At 32.0% G+C, this 14,404-nt stretch carries 17 protein-coding genes; 4 read left to right on the top strand and 13 right to left on the bottom strand.

Annotation, left to right across the window (positions count from 1 at the left end):
• Window positions 1-39: 39 nt before the first annotated feature.
• The 4 genes from ACOQOS_RS00275 to ACOQOS_RS00260 form a co-directional block, all read right to left on the bottom strand.
• Entirely contained in the window at window positions 40-435 is a 396-nt protein-coding gene (locus ACOQOS_RS00275) for a hypothetical protein (protein WP_420572957.1), read from the bottom strand.
• 77 nt (window positions 436-512) lie between these two features.
• On the bottom strand, window positions 513-3,326 hold the full coding sequence (locus ACOQOS_RS00270) for a CHAT domain-containing protein (protein WP_420572956.1): 2,814 nt from the start codon (window positions 3,324-3,326) through the stop codon (window positions 513-515).
• A gap of 33 nt (window positions 3,327-3,359) precedes the next feature.
• The gene (locus tag ACOQOS_RS00265; protein ID WP_420572955.1) at window positions 3,360-4,580 is read right to left on the bottom strand and encodes a S8 family peptidase; all 1,221 of its coding nucleotides are present in this window, start codon (window positions 4,578-4,580) and stop codon (window positions 3,360-3,362) included.
• A 61-nt stretch (window positions 4,581-4,641) separates the two neighbouring features.
• On the bottom strand, window positions 4,642-5,256 hold the full coding sequence (locus ACOQOS_RS00260) for a hypothetical protein (RefSeq protein ID WP_420572954.1): 615 nt from the start codon (window positions 5,254-5,256) through the stop codon (window positions 4,642-4,644).
• 132 nt (window positions 5,257-5,388) lie between these two features.
• On the opposite strand from ACOQOS_RS00260, the gene ACOQOS_RS00255 reads away from it, so the two are divergent.
• Window positions 5,389-5,943 (top strand): RNA polymerase sigma factor, encoded by a 555-nt coding sequence (locus tag ACOQOS_RS00255; RefSeq protein WP_420572953.1) that lies wholly within the window; start codon window positions 5,389-5,391, stop codon window positions 5,941-5,943.
• 2 nt (window positions 5,944-5,945) lie between these two features.
• The gene (locus tag ACOQOS_RS00250) at window positions 5,946-6,752 is read left to right on the top strand and encodes a hypothetical protein (protein ID WP_420572952.1); all 807 of its coding nucleotides are present in this window, start codon (window positions 5,946-5,948) and stop codon (window positions 6,750-6,752) included.
• A 373-nt stretch (window positions 6,753-7,125) separates the two neighbouring features.
• Here the strand turns inward: ACOQOS_RS00250 and ACOQOS_RS00245 are convergent, their stop codons facing one another.
• From ACOQOS_RS00245 to ACOQOS_RS00225, 5 genes are all read right to left on the bottom strand, one after another.
• On the bottom strand, window positions 7,126-7,893 hold the full coding sequence (locus tag ACOQOS_RS00245; RefSeq protein WP_420572951.1) for an MBL fold metallo-hydrolase: 768 nt from the start codon (window positions 7,891-7,893) through the stop codon (window positions 7,126-7,128).
• A gap of 66 nt (window positions 7,894-7,959) precedes the next feature.
• On the bottom strand, window positions 7,960-8,535 hold the full coding sequence (locus ACOQOS_RS00240; protein ID WP_420572950.1) for a Crp/Fnr family transcriptional regulator: 576 nt from the start codon (window positions 8,533-8,535) through the stop codon (window positions 7,960-7,962).
• Between the two features lie 7 nt (window positions 8,536-8,542).
• Window positions 8,543-9,739, bottom strand: a complete 1,197-nt coding sequence (locus ACOQOS_RS00235; RefSeq protein WP_420572949.1) for a DegT/DnrJ/EryC1/StrS family aminotransferase — start codon at window positions 9,737-9,739, stop codon at window positions 8,543-8,545.
• A gap of 149 nt (window positions 9,740-9,888) precedes the next feature.
• Window positions 9,889-10,344 (bottom strand): thioredoxin family protein, encoded by a 456-nt coding sequence (locus ACOQOS_RS00230; RefSeq protein WP_420572948.1) that lies wholly within the window; start codon window positions 10,342-10,344, stop codon window positions 9,889-9,891.
• 71 nt (window positions 10,345-10,415) lie between these two features.
• The gene (locus ACOQOS_RS00225) at window positions 10,416-11,045 is read right to left on the bottom strand and encodes an NAD(P)H-dependent oxidoreductase (protein ID WP_420572947.1); all 630 of its coding nucleotides are present in this window, start codon (window positions 11,043-11,045) and stop codon (window positions 10,416-10,418) included.
• A 116-nt stretch (window positions 11,046-11,161) separates the two neighbouring features.
• Between ACOQOS_RS00225 and ACOQOS_RS00220 the strand changes: the two genes are divergently transcribed.
• The gene (locus ACOQOS_RS00220) at window positions 11,162-11,563 is read left to right on the top strand and encodes an acyl-CoA thioesterase (RefSeq protein WP_420572946.1); all 402 of its coding nucleotides are present in this window, start codon (window positions 11,162-11,164) and stop codon (window positions 11,561-11,563) included.
• Between the two features lie 178 nt (window positions 11,564-11,741).
• Here ACOQOS_RS00220 and ACOQOS_RS00215 read toward each other — a convergent pair whose 3' ends face one another.
• The 4 genes from ACOQOS_RS00215 to ACOQOS_RS00200 form a co-directional block, all read right to left on the bottom strand.
• Window positions 11,742-12,149, bottom strand: coding sequence for a hypothetical protein (locus ACOQOS_RS00215; RefSeq protein ID WP_420572945.1), 408 nt, complete (start codon window positions 12,147-12,149; stop codon window positions 11,742-11,744).
• A 74-nt stretch (window positions 12,150-12,223) separates the two neighbouring features.
• Window positions 12,224-12,820: a hypothetical protein gene (locus ACOQOS_RS00210; RefSeq protein WP_420572944.1), complete on the bottom strand. Its 597-nt coding sequence runs from the start codon at window positions 12,818-12,820 to the stop codon at window positions 12,224-12,226.
• Window positions 12,813-13,637, bottom strand: coding sequence for a hypothetical protein (locus tag ACOQOS_RS00205; protein WP_420572943.1), 825 nt, complete (start codon window positions 13,635-13,637; stop codon window positions 12,813-12,815). The genes ACOQOS_RS00210 and ACOQOS_RS00205 overlap by 8 nt, the downstream gene beginning before the upstream one ends.
• A 9-nt stretch (window positions 13,638-13,646) precedes the next feature.
• Window positions 13,647-14,009 carry a hypothetical protein gene (locus ACOQOS_RS00200; RefSeq protein ID WP_420572942.1) on the bottom strand — a complete coding sequence of 121 codons (363 nt, stop codon included), beginning with the start codon at window positions 14,007-14,009 and terminating at the stop codon, window positions 13,647-13,649.
• Between the two features lie 84 nt (window positions 14,010-14,093).
• Between ACOQOS_RS00200 and ACOQOS_RS00195 the strand changes: the two genes are divergently transcribed.
• Window positions 14,094-14,357 (top strand): helix-turn-helix domain-containing protein, encoded by a 264-nt coding sequence (locus ACOQOS_RS00195; protein ID WP_420572941.1) that lies wholly within the window; start codon window positions 14,094-14,096, stop codon window positions 14,355-14,357.
• The last annotated feature ends 47 nt before the right edge of the window (window positions 14,358-14,404 follow it).

Raw genomic sequence — 14,404 nt, 5'->3', positions numbered from 1 at the left:
TAGTATAAAATGGGTTTTACACCTTGTTATGTGTTCGTTTTATTTATTCAAAATTTTATCTCTATAAACGATCCATTTTTGCATGTCATTTTTGGAATCTTCAATATCAAAGAAATTTGAACTTGATCCGTCTGCTGCTTTTAAACCTAGTTCCGAGAGGATATTAGCTATGCACGGAAAAGCCATTTCATTTCCACTAACATGCATAGTAAATCCATCTAATAATTCCTCTTCTCCCATGTTAAACTCAATCGAAAATTGATCATTGTCAAGTCGGCCCCATGATTGATCTGAAAAATCAATAGTAGGTTCTGCTTCTTTCATCTTATCTATTATTTCAGATCTTTTACCAATGGGTTTTGGGTTAAAATTGTCTGGAATTTCATCCAACGAATTCACATCTCCCCAATCTTGAACAAATAAATCCCAACTCATATCTTTCATTCAGTTAATTACATACAACAGAAATTCCTGTTATTTCTATCATAACCAATCCTATTTTATTTAAGAATTTAATTATTTTTAAAACTACTATTTTCTTCCTCTAAGTCAAAGTCATCCAAAGAATTTTTAATGTTTTCAGATGATTTATTGATATTGCTACGTTTTCTATATGTAAGGTAAAAAGCAATCATAATGACAGCTGCCATACTCAAACCTATGATTTTCCATATGTTTATTGGCGTTGGTATAGCTTCCGTATTTCCCGTTAGGATCATTCCGCCCCAATAATACGGTGAACTTTGACTGGTATTTTTGTATTTTTCTAAATACGCAAGTTTTGCATTTTGCAAGGCTTTAGATTTGCTTTGAGAAGCTTCTATATTTGAACGAAAACTTTTTAAGATTTCTGCTCCTGATTTTTCGTTTAAATTCCACAAGGTAGCCACAACACTTTTACTACCAGAATTCAGGAAACCTCTTGTAAGACTAAAGACTCCTTCGCCTTCTTTAAAAACTCCTGCAGAAGTTTTGCAAGCATTCAATACTACAAGTGCTTTTGGGTTATTTAAAAAGTATAGTTCATTTGGATATACTTTTTCATCAAACATTGCCAACCAAGGAACATCATTTGTATTTCCTGCATGTGTAGATATGTACAATTGTGAGCTTGTATTGTAAGCGTTTAAAAAGCTTTTTTTGGTTGCATGTTCATTGATAAAAGTAGCGTTATTAAAGAGTTTCGTAGGGTTTGTAGTTAAGCGTGTTAGTGTACTATCTTGAAAATTTGCAAGCATAAAAGCTGTACTTTTTGAAACATCTTTGCTTGGCTGTTCGTTATTTTTTTCATCAAGTGAGAATGAATAGCGATAACTTATTTCTTTCGCTTCGATGAGGTATGAATTTTGCTCGCTTTCTAAAATATTTATTGGTAATATTTCAAACGGAAGTGCATGAATGAATCCATCAGGAATTATCGTGAGTTTGGTTGCTTTTGAATAAATAGTGTCCTCTTGAAAAGGAATCAAATTTTGATAGATTTCATTTCCTAGTTGTTGAAAGTTTGCAGCATCACGAGTTGTTTCAAAAGGTTTGGTGTATAGTTTTTGAAATGCAAAAAGTCTATTTTTTAATTGCTTCAGATGATTCAACGGAACTATTTTCTTCATTTTTTGATTCATCAACAATACATATCCAACTTCCGTTCCTAATATATAGGCAATAACAACTTCGTTTTCTGCTAATTTTTTCTGTACATTTTCTACAGACAGCATTGGTAAACTTGTACGATATCGTTGGTATTCAGGATAGGTTTGTTCTATTTCAGTTATGTATTTGTAGTAGCTTTCTTTTGCTGTAAAATAGTGTTCTTTTAGACTATCAGAAGTTGTTGTAGAAATTATTTTTTGTTCTAAGTCTTTTACTTTTTTACTCAAAGCATACTCTTTATCGATCACTTCTTGTGGCAATTTTGCAATTCGTTTCGCCGCAAATGCTGAGATATTATCTAAAAGCAATATTCCTTTGTTTTTTTCTATATAGTAAAAAGCCTGCTCAGGTTTTTCTAAGAGATAACATATTTTAACGGCATTTACATACAACTTTGCTCCTTTTTTTCGCCAGAATAATTTTGAGAGCTTTTCTTTGCTTTCAAAGTATAAATGATCAATGATTTTATCAATAAGTTGCAAAGTTTGTTCTGCTGCCAACACATACTTTTTATCTTGTGTAGCATCATAAAAATCGAGCCATCCGTTTTGTTTATCAATAAGGTATGACACTATAGCTGTATGTTCAGGCGAAGCAATAATACGTTCGTAGTCAGGAAGATTTTTGTTATTCTCCCATGCAAACGGAAGTAATGCATTCATAGCGCTGTTATAATATGTCAAAGCTTTTTTATGCTGTTTTGATGCTATGTAAAGATCTCCCAAATTATCATAGATAATACTTTTTTGGTTGGCTTCATCTTTTGTAAATAAAAGTGCAGTTTCATTCATTGAAAAAGCTTCTCCTGTTGCTCCTTTTTTTGCGTGAATTAGTGCTTTGTTAGTATAAATTTGAGCAATTCGCAATGAATCTTGTAGTTTTTCTGCAATGGGTAACGATTGATTGTAATATGCTAAAGAAGCTTCGTTTTTTTGATTTGTATACAAGATAGCTCCTAAATTGAAAAGAATCATTAAACGTTGATTATCATTGGCATTTACTTCTTCTACAAGTTGTAAAACTTCGTTTTCTAATGTTTTAAAATCTGTTGGTGTAATGCGATATTTTTGTGCTACATATAAACTCAGTTTATTAATATATGTGTCTAATAAGCTTTTGGGCGCTTTTACTTTTTTTAGAATTGCTTCAGATTGTGCAAAGTAATCCAACGCACGTTGATAATCACCTGTATTTTTATACACACGTGCCATGGTATTGTAAGCAATTCCGCATCTTTTATCGGGTATTGTTACATAAGAAATTAAACTGTCGTGATACTTTAGTGAATTGTTGTAATCTCTTTGAAACCAATAAAAGTTACCCAGATTGTAATAAGCTTTTGCGATTAGTTTCTTGTTTGGCTTTTCGAGTTGTTGTCGCAAACTTAGTTCTTTATGCAAAAAAGGAATGCCGCTTTTTCGATCTGCATTGTAGCACAACACTGCTATACGATAACAAACATTTGCAAACGCTTCTTTATCATCCGCTGTAGCGGGAAGTATCACTTTTTTAAAAATAGCAATCTTTTCTGTAGCGGGAATGGAAAGATTGTAGATAGAATCGTAGGTTATTTCTATTTGCGTTTGTGCAATTCCTTGCAGCATATAAAAAAGTATACCAATATATAGCAATCGTTTTTGGAAACTACAGATATTACTACGTATTGGTATACTCATTGTTGATCTTCTTTGCTAGAAGATCCTAAAATACTATAAATCTAAATAGGAAGCATATTTAATTTGATGTAAGCCGTCAGATTGTATTTTATCTATTAATATTTTATCATAAAAAACAGATAATTCCATGCTCGCATGATATTTTGAAGCTGCAAAACCTGTAGCTTTTGCACTCGAATATGACGAACCTGTTATTGATATTGGTGCTGCATCTGGCATTGTATAAAATGGAAGCCCGACACCTTTTACTGCAATATCTACAGATACTTGTCCGTAATTAGATAAAGATACTACAAGGTTTGGTGGTGTTGCATTATTTACAGCAGTCACTGCCAAAATGTTTCTTGTGGTATACGACGAAGGATAATGAGCTACTACATCATTATTAGCGCCTGTGTTTCCTGCGGAAGTCACAATTAATATACGTTGCTCTACTTCCTTGATATAATCACCAATAATGGTAGAAGCTGTTTCCGTCCATCCAAAGCTCATGTTGATAATATTCACGTCTTTTTTGATGAGATAACTTAATCCGCAGCCAACATTAAATAACGAACCATTCCCAGTAGCATCAAAAGCTTTTGCAGGTAGTATTTCGAAATTTGTTCCTGTATTTTCTAATTGTTGATATGCTAAGTAACTTACAATAGTTCCGTGTCCATTATCATCAATTGGCATATGATTATTATCGACAAAATTCCATCCAAAAAAATCTCCATCACAGTTCTCTTCATCCGAAGAACTGTTGTGTAAAAATGGTTGCTGAAATCCAAAATATGACGGATCAATTCCTGTGTCTAATACACCAATACATACATCCGCTTTTTGTGAATGTATTTTTGAAAGTATTTGTTGGTAGTGTATGGTTGTCGCTGCAGCTACTGTTGGTACTTGACTTGATATATTGATATTGAAATTAAAGTCAGCACCTTCCATTACCGGATCTTGCTCCATTGAACTTACACGTTCTTCGATGGTAGCACCTTCATAGATATCTTCTAAATCCCACGATTCAAGGTTTTTATCACCACAAGAACAAGTTTCATAAGCTACAACACCATAAGAAGCTCTTATGGCCGCTTTTTCTGTTATAGATAATCCTTCCGTAAACCGTATGACTACAGTTTCCGTTTGTTTGTTTGCAGCAGTACTTGAAGATTTTTGTATAGTGAATGCTTCAGAATTCATATCAAGACGTTCTGATTGGCAACTCATTAAACATATAATTAGACTAAAGTATAGTATTTTTTTCATGCTATAAAGATTTAGTTAGGAGAAAGATAATAAAGCCTATTTAAAAATATAGACTTACAGCTTATTCTGGGCTCCAAGAGCCAGCCAAAGTACCAGGTTCTGTAACGACACCGTCAGGACTTCCTATAACGCCGCCTTCTGGCAATAGTAACATACTTTTTATGAATAATCCGTTGTAACAAACTTTAAAAAAGATAGCTTCTCCATTATTATTTGCGGTTTCTTGTTGTTGTTCTTGCTCATAAGCCACAGCTTCATCAACACTTAAAGCACCGTCCATTAAAGCAATTGCCCACCAATCAGTACTATTTATTAAATCGTCTTCATCGTCACATTTAACCAATACTCCAGGAATTCCGTCATTAGGTCTTGTTGGATCTATTACAGGATTTGGATCTGCATAATATACAGATCTGCCAGGTATTTTGGTGAATTTGATTCGGTCAATCTGATTTCTTTTTACTGCTTTGTATTGTCCGTATTGCATCCAAATTCTCACTGCTTCTCTATTGTTAAGGTAGTAAGCATTTACGGTTCCCCAATGATTATCGTTATAGTCATTGGTATTGGACTGGTTTTTTTCTGTTAATGCCGTTGTTTCATTTACAACTTGTTGATCGTCTGTGCTACAGCTAAAAAATGCTAAGATTAGTAATACGAAAATGGTTTTTTTCATTGTAAGGTTAATTTTAAATCATATCCAACTTTGGTATTGCGTGTTGGATGTTAGACGCTGTTTTTTCATATAGAGTATTTTTAGCATCTTTGTTACGGTTTTTTATCAAAAAAAATAATCACACCTTTTTAAATGGCTGAAAACGAAGATAGTATTCGTAAATTTTTACAAGGAAATGCTGCTTTTATGCAACAACTGTATGTCAAAAATTATTACGGAGTTGAAACCTATGTGTTAAAAAATAGCGGAACGAAAGAACAAGCAAAGGATATTTTTCAGCATGGTTTATTGGTCTTATATACGTTACTAAAAAAGGAGAAATTACAGATTTCTTCCTTTGATAACTACCTATTTTCAGTTTGTAAAAACCTATGGATCAAGCAATCTTCTCGAAACAGCGTAACAAAACTTACTTCAGAGACTCTTATTGATGAACCTGTTGATTTGGCTCGCTTTCATATGGAGCAATTGCAATGGGATCTTTTTAAAGAGAAATTAGAATCATTGAAAGAAACTTGTAAAACTATTATTAAGTTGACTTTAGCCAAGGTTTCATACGCTGAGATTTCCAAAAGATTGAAGTATCCGAACGAGAATGCAGCGCGACAAAAAACATTTCGTTGTAAGACCAAATTATTTAAAATGATACAATCGGATCCTAGATTCAATAAATTAAAAAACAAGTAAGCATGGAAGATTTTCTTTGGGAATTAAAAACCGAACGCTTTTTGAAAGGTGAAATGACACCAGAAGAACTTCGTGTGTTTGAACAAGAACAACTTGATGATAACGAATTGAAAGCGTACGTAACAATGAGTATGCAGTTACAACAAGCTATGAGTGAAGATGATTGGCTTACGCATACAACTACAAACAGTCATTACGATACCGTTAAAAAATGGTATCAAGAAGACGATGTGCTTGAGTTTAAAGAGAAGATTAAACAACAGGCTACTACTGCTTTTGAGAAACCTAAAAAGCCTTTTACTTTACAAAAGTATTGGATTCCTATGGCTGCTGCTTTTGTGATGCTTTTTATAACAATTGTGTATCAATTGACAGCGCAACCTAGTTTGCAAGAACTGTATGCTACCTATGCTACTTGGAATGATACTCCTTCTTTTATCGTGCAAGATGAGAATACCACAAATACAAAAGAACAAATTGAGCTTTTGTACAACGATAAACAGTATGAGTTATGCATTGAAGCTGCTGATACTTTTTTGAGCACAGCTACTACCGACAGAACCAATGTATTGATTTACAAAGGTTTTTCCTTAGCACAATTAAATGCACACACAAAAGCACTGGAAGTATTTAAAATCATTTCCGAAAGCAATACCATTGATGCCAGCAAAGGTTTGTGGTACATGGCACTCATCTACTTAAAAACAGAAGATACCGAGAATTTACGAAAGACTTTACATACCATTACGGCTTCTCCAACAAATTATCAGTATGAAAAAGCCTTGGAGTTATTGGATGCTTTGGAGTAGTTTTTTGGGTTAAGTTTTATTTTTTTTATGATTCGTTGATTGGATTCATAAACTTCTTGACTAACTTCCCCAAACGTCACTTCGAGTGAATTTGTACGACAAATTTGTATCGAGAAGTACTTTGAAATATCTTTCTATTAATTGAAACACCAAACTTCTTGACCAACTTTCCTAAACGTCACTTCGAGTAAATTTGTACGACAAATTTGTATCGAGAAGTGCTTTGAAATACCTTGCTTATTGATTGAACCACCAAACTTCTCAACCAACTTCCCCAAACGTCACTTCGAGTGAATTTGTACAACAAATTTGTATCGAGAAGTACTTTGAAATACCTTTCTATCAATTGAACCACCAAATTTCTCAACTATAGTTAAAACGTTAACACTTCTCCATCTATAGGAATGAGTACTTTTTCCGAAAGCCCATGTTTTTCTAGTTCCGTTCGCAATCCTTTTCGAGTTGTTGGACAGTGATTGATAGCTTCTAAATGATTTGCAATTACTTTTTTAGGAGAGTTTCTAACAAACGTTAAAATATCATCCATCGTCATTAATACAGGGCTAAATAGATCAAATTGTGCACTTCCAGCAGCTACAACGGTAATTTCGGGTTTATTCAACTTCAAGACTTCATCTACTGCATTGGTATAAATTGTATCTGAGCTTATGTATATAGATAGTTGATTAGGCAATTCAATATAAAAACCCATTACATTTCCCATAGGTTTTGCTACAAATCCGTAACCATGCTTTGCAGGAATTCCTTCAATGGTTCCTCCTAAAAAAGAAGTTTGTTTTTTATAGGTAAGCGCATTTACAACCGTTAGCCCTTTCTTTTTTAATATTTTTTCATCTTTATAACTGCATGTTACAGGTATTGAGTTTTCTTTTAAGAAATCAATCGCCGCAGTATCCAAATGATCAGGATGTCTATGTGTGATTAGACAATGAGTAACTTTTTGTAAAATAGTATTACAAGAATCGGGAAGTGAGACAATAGGATTCTTTCTTGCTTTGGCTCTAAAAAATGTTAATGGCGGCATGATTCCTTTGGGTCCTAACATTGGGTCTACCAATATAACATCAGTGGTTGTTTCTATAACAAAAGTGGCATTTCTGAAATGGTGTATTTTTAACATGATAACGTGTTTTTCTATTGTTTACGCAAAGAAATTGCACGCTGACACCATTTGCATTGATTCAAATCAAGAAATGCGTTTTCTAATTCTGCTCAGTGTTTCTGGAGTGATGTTTAAATAGGAAGCAATGTGATATTGAGGAATTTTTTGCAGCCAATCTGGTTTGTAAATCAATAACTCTTTGTATAAATCTTCTGGAGTTTTAGTAATTCTATTGTATTCTAATAATTCTTTGTGTCGGAATAATTTTTGAAATGAAGCTTTTACAAACTCTTTTCCACAGGTATATTTTTCTAGATGCGATCTGAATTTAGCTTTATCAATCGTTAACAATTCTACTTCGGTTAAGCATTCTTGAAACTTTCGTGTTTTTGAATCATTATTAAACGCTAACAAGTCTGTAATAAACTGTGGTTTTGTGTAAAAGTTAATATTTGTCTCCTTATTTTTTGTCGCGTAATATTCTCTAATATTCCCATGATTTAGAAAGCGTAATTGATGCTCTAGTGTATCTTCATGAAGAATAATGCTTCCTTTTTGATAGTTTTTAACCGAAAAAGAATCAAACAGTTCTTGCAAACCTTCTTGATTTAAAGGATGCTCTGTTTCAAAAAAGATCGCTATTTCACGAAGAGACGACATGATATAATTATGAAACTGCAGTTAAAATCACCTCGCGCATTTTTGCACCTCTGCTTCTAACCTCTTCCGCTGTCCACGACATTTTAATTAAGCAAGAAATGTTACGCGCAATATAATGATCAGACTGATCGAAAGTTTTTGTGTCTAAATATTTCATTCCGTCTTTCACTTCTTGCGAAATAGGATATAATGATTTTAAGTCTTTTAAATGTTCCCATTTACGGATATAGTGCCAATTGTTGTCGTAGTAATGAAAACATACATCAATACCGTTTTCTTTGAAACCAGCCATTACTTTACGAGCGATGTCTAAATCTGGCATGAAGAAGTTTAAAAACGCATAGCTTTCTTCTCCGCCTTCTGGTACGGTTCTAAATGTGACTTCAGGAATATCAGCCAAAGCTTCACGCAATACTGTATAGTATTGCTTCTGAATGCTTAGAAATTCTGGTAAACGGCGTACTTGAGCCAATCCGACCGCAGCATTCAATTCAGAAATACGAAAGTTATAGCCTAAAAACGGATGTGTTTCTGCGCCTCTATCGCTTCCTATGTGATCGTGACCATGATCGCTATAATGATCAGCATTTGTTGAGTAATCTTTGTTATTTGTAATGATAGCGCCACCTTCTCCACAGGTCATTGTTTTTACAAAATCGAACGAAAAACAACCTACATCTCCAATACTTCCTAGTGCTTTTCCTTTGTACGTTCCGCCTATGGCTTGACACGCATCTTCTACTAAAATCAAGTTGTGTTCATCACAAATAGCTTTGATAGCATCTAGGTTTGCCATACTTCCGCACATGTGTACAGGCATGATTGCTTTTGTTTTTGACGTAATTGCTTTTCTGATAGCTTCAGGATCTAAAGTAAGTGTATCATCAATATCTACTAATACAGGAATTGCTCCTAACATCATGATGGCTTCAAAACTGGCTACAAAGGTAAAGGTTGGCATTATCACCTCATCACCAGCACCAATTCCTGTAATCGCTAAAGCTACAGAAACTGCAGCAGTTCCGCTAGATACTAATTGCGCATGATTTACATTAAATTGCGTTTCTAACGCACGTTCTAATTCTTTTGCCTTCCAATGTCCGTTACGCATTCCATCAAAGCCATAACGCATCAATACTCCGCTATCAAGTACATCATGTACTTCTTTGCGTTCTGCATCACTAAATAATTCAAATCCTGGCATAGTCTATATTTTTCTAATTATGTATGCTATCAATTTTTATCATCATTACACAGAGAATCTCTTATTTCTTAGCTAATGATAAAAAGAAAAAACCTCTTTTCCTTACTCACAAAAGTATAGAAAAGAGGTTATTTTTTATGTAAAACTTATTAATAGTTTTTCATTATTTTTTCAAGGAACTTATAATGTCTCGACGTATCACGCATCATATTGTATGACATGATATTGTCTAATTCTTTCCCATTGTGATTTACCGCCACAATATTTGGAAACTTGTTTTTCTTGTTATATTTCTTAGCCAGTTTTTTGTTTTGCTGACGTTCTTCCTCAGTAATGATATCAATACGTCTTGGAAAGTCTGCCATAACTAAAACAAAATCTTTGGCTTTTTCTTTGAATTTTTCTGTGTAGAAGAAATCTTCTTTCAACATTTTACAAGGTGGACACCAGTCGCTTCCCGTAAAATAGATAAGAATTGGCTTCTTTTCTTTCTTGGCAACTTTTTTGGCTTCTTCAAAATCTGTAAGCCAATTTAACTTTACTCCTTCCTGTGCTAAGGCAGAAAACCCAATAAAAAATACGGCTAAAAAAAGTAATTTCTTCATGTGTATACGGTGTTAAGGTACTAGACAAATATATATGTTTCTTGCTTTAAAACAATAATCTTGCCAAAATATTACAATTCCAATACACTTTCTTCAACAGACTTACGTACTTTTTTGAAATCAGAAAACATATCATCTTCTGCTCTGTAACCAACTGGCAATACTAATACCGAAGAAAGTCCGTGCGCATCCAATCCTAAAATTTCATTATATTTTTCTGGTACAAATCCTTCCATTGGGCAGGCATCTATTTGTTCCGCACCACAAACCGTCAATAAGTTTCCTAAAGCAATGTACGCTTGTTTAGAAGACCATGTTTTTAGTTCTTCTTGCGTTTTGTCTTTAAAAGAGTTTTTCATGAAATCTTTAAAAGGTGCTAAAATTTCATCTGGTGTATTACGAATGGCTTTTACACGATCAAAGTATCCGTCTATATAGGCTTCATCTACTGTATTTTCTATACAAATTACCAATAAGTGAGAAGCATCTGCTACTTGACGCTGGTTCCATGAATGTTCTACTAATTGCTCTTGCAGTTCTTTGTTTTTGATTACGACCAAACGAATAGGTTGTAATCCGTAAGAAGTCGCTGTTAGGTTAAACGCTTCTTTTAATGTATGTACTTGATTGTCATCTAAAAAACGAGTTGCATCAAATTTTTTCGTTGCATATCTCCATTTTAAACTATCTAATATTTGCATATGTTTTATCTTTGATTCAATTAATTGTTCTAAACAAAAATACGCAATACAAATAGGGAAAAGTTACTGTTTCCTATAAATTAAATTAATCGCCTTATAAACAAAATACAACCTTCATGGATACACATATAGCAACCCGTATAGAAAGTTCTGAAACTCATATCTTTAAAGCAGTTTTCCCCAATACAACCAATCATTACGACACGCTGTTTGGTGGAACAGCATTACAATTAATGGACGAAGCGTCTTTTATTTGTGCAACTCGATTTAGCAGAAAAAAAGTAGTTACCGTTTCTACTGATAAAATTGACTTTACGGAACCTATTCCGCAAGGAACGCTGGTAGAACTTGTTGCCAAAGTAGTAAAAGTAGGAAATACGAGTTGTGTAGTACAGGTAGATATTTTTAGAGAGAATATGTATAAAGATGGTCGTAAGAAAGCGGTAACTGGCTTTTTTACTTTCGTTGCTATTGATGATCAAAAGAATCCTATTAAGATTATTGATACTGTAGCCTAGTTATTATTCAAGCTCTAAACAAAATATATAACAAACAAAAAAAGCTTCACTACACAGTGAAGCTTTTTTTGTTGCGGAGAAAGAGGGATTAACCACTTAGGACTTAGTAATAAGGCTAACAGGCTTTTAAGAAATTCTATAATACTATGTATGCCTAAAACTATGCCTTTTTTATAATTTACACCTCAATATATTTCTTATCTAGAACCATTAATTTTAGTTGATTATTTTTAAAATTATGTTCTATTATTAAATGCTTCTTTGGGTCTTTCCAAGTTTTAGTTAATTTATCATTTTTTGAAACTAATACTTGCCTGCTGTATTTCTTTTCTAATTCTGTTGCTAAATATATAAAATCTTGAACTTGATTTTTTGATTTAAAAATTATCTCTACTTTAAAAAGTATATCTAAATTAAAATACAGATGTATATCCTGTATTTCTATACCAAATAACTCTTTAATATCTTTCTTAAAATAGATAAATTGGTCATAAGATATTTTAAAACTTAAATTTATTGGTTCTAAATCAAACTCCCAATTTTCATACTGCATACCTATTTGAAAAGGTATAAAATCTATTTTCATATTGATTGACTTTTAGGCATAAAAAAACCACCCTATAAATGAGTGGTCTTTGATGTTGTATTTTTAGTAGAATATTATCTGCTTATTTTTCTTTCTATCTCTTGTCTTTTTTCAGGATATAAATCTTTAACATAATAGGCTTCATAGTAAGCTTTATAAAATGCTATAATCATTCTAAAATCTTCTTTATTTATATCAATTTCAAAACTACTATTTGGAATATTTGTAATGGATAAATACTCCTTATTTTCTTCTACATATTCATAAATAAACTCATGTAATTGCTCCCACAAATAGTAATATTTAATAGTCCAATCTCTGCAATGCTCATCTACACAAACCATAAAAGAATAATAATCAAAAGCCATAAAGCAAACATCACTTAGCCTATGAATCTGTGTAATGTTATCTAAGGTATTATAAAAACCAATAAATGTTTTGAACTCTACTTTTTTATTACAATACTCTGGTTTTGACAAGCAATCTATTGGAAAGTTTTCATCTTCTAAAACCTTACAATTATCACATAAAGAACTATATGTACCAGTAATCAATTTAAAGAGGTCATAATACTTCATCAACCACCATTCTATTTGGGCTATTGAATAAACACTATTTCTTTGTTTAATATTTTTAAGGTCTTTATATGAAGATTTGATTGATTTATTCACTATCCTTTTTATTCAAATAAAGATATGATACACCAGTAGTTATAATAAATGAAGCTACACCTATAATATAATTGAAATTAAAATACTTGTTTAAGTGTTTGCTTAATCCCTTTTCTATATAATATTCTTGAGATACAACTAATCCTTTTTTTATTAAGTATTTTGTATCACCAAATAAATAACCAAAACATAAGCCAACTAAAACCCCTAGTATTATAGAGAAAGTTATAATGTCTTTTGAGTTCATCCTTTTGAAGTAGTTTATAGTTTTCTCTTTGAAATTAATTACTATGTGATAGTTTCTTAAATCTTTAATTTTGATTTTTCTTAGTTTTTTGAACCCTTTAATTAATAGTTTCAATAAAGCAAAACCAATCATTATAGAAATCAATACAACTAAATTTTTTACAAATGACTTACCATAAGCATCCCAAAAACTAACATCTTCCATAACCTTACTATTAGGTTTATTTGTTTGTGCTTTTAATAATACATCTTGCTCTATAAGAGTTTTTTCCATTTCTATTTTATTAAGAAAATCTTGGGAAAAAGAATTAATATCTTCTAGTGAAATACCTTGATTAACTAAACTATCTATATAACTAGGGTCATTCTCTAATTTTATGAAGTCAATTAAATTGTCTAAACTGTTTCTTTTATCTTTAAATAAAGAACTGTTTTGTTTTAGATATTCCCAACTAATTGGTTTTTGAGACTCTAAATAGTCTGGTTTATTTTCTCTACCTAAACCTTGTGCTTTAACTGAAAAGAACAAGAGTACAAATAAAAATGTTGTCACTAATTTAACTAGTTTCATAATTGTTCTCTATTCAAAATCAGATAAATAATAAGCTCCTTCATAATACCAGTCTGGTGTATGAAATTCCCATACTTGAGAATTAATTTTAACATAACCTTTAATTACTTGCTGGCTACCTTGAATTTCTAAATAGAAATGATTTGTATAATTTGGTAGTGTAAAATTCACACTAGTTTCATCATTATACTCTAATACATCATCATATTCATAAGTTAAATCTTTATCAACAGGATGAACTTTCATATATGATGCACTTCCTTCTGTTAATACAATTTCAACATTCTTTAAACTTGAATTATTGGAATCATCATCACTAGAACAAGCCATCATTGAAAAAATAGCTATTAATACTAAAAAACTCTGTTTCATATTTTAATTTTTGATTGATTACAATATTACACTTGTCATATATGGCATTAAAGAAAACAAATATATGTAATAATCTTGTCAATAATGACAAGTCAAGAAGAGATACAGCTTAAAAAACTTAAAGATAATTTACTGATTACTTTAGGGGAAAGGGTTCAACAACTAAGGGAATCCAAAGGGTTATCTCAAGTTGATTTGGCTAGTAAAATGATTGGTAAATTTGATACTACCAACATTTCAAGAATAGAATCAGGTAGAACTAATCCTACTATTTTTACTCTTTTTAGAATATCAGAAGCCTTAGAAATATCTTTAAATGAGGTATTGGTATTTGAAACTCCAAAGTAATTTTTAGCTATTAATACCTATCTGTAATAGTATTCATTTTTAAAATG

This window comes from Kordia sp. (assembly GCF_965224175.1).
GTDB lineage: Bacteria > Bacteroidota > Bacteroidia > Flavobacteriales > Flavobacteriaceae > Kordia.
Note: the sequence above shows the minus strand (reverse complement) of the source record. Positions and strands in the feature narration are given on the sequence as shown.